Origin of the sequence: Pseudomonas sp. 65/3-MNA-CIBAN-0223, from assembly GCF_040310425.1 — a bacterium.
Classification (GTDB): Bacteria; Pseudomonadota; Gammaproteobacteria; order Pseudomonadales; family Pseudomonadaceae; genus Aquipseudomonas; species Aquipseudomonas gregormendelii.
In genome coordinates this window covers 1-248 of sequence record NZ_JBEOPV010000278.1, presented here as the reverse complement: position 1 = coordinate 248, position 248 = coordinate 1, and the positions used below count along the sequence as shown (strand labels likewise).

The window sequence follows — 248 nt, the reverse complement described above, 5'->3', positions numbered from 1 at the left end:
ATCGTCAGCCATTCGATTTTGTCCATAGCAGGTATCGCAGGACGAGCACCTTTTTTGGTAGCAAGCGTTGTCGCAACATAGCCTGACCGATCTATGTTTTGAGCAAATATGGTATGCGCGTCTTTAGTGGGCGTCACGATGACATCATAAGTCTCGGCCACCCCAATACGGAAATCATCGATATCGACGGGACTGACATCAATCCCATCCGTCGCGACGACTTTCATTTTTAGGCCGGGGATGCGTAC

General features: G+C 49.6%; 1 protein-coding gene. It reads right to left on the bottom strand.

The window, feature by feature from the left end; all coding sequences use genetic code 11:
• The coding region (locus tag AAEZ09_RS28885) for a cupredoxin domain-containing protein (protein WP_502947621.1) at window positions 1–227 on the bottom strand (227 nt) is incomplete at its 3' end.
• Window positions 228–248: the final 21 nt, after the last annotated feature.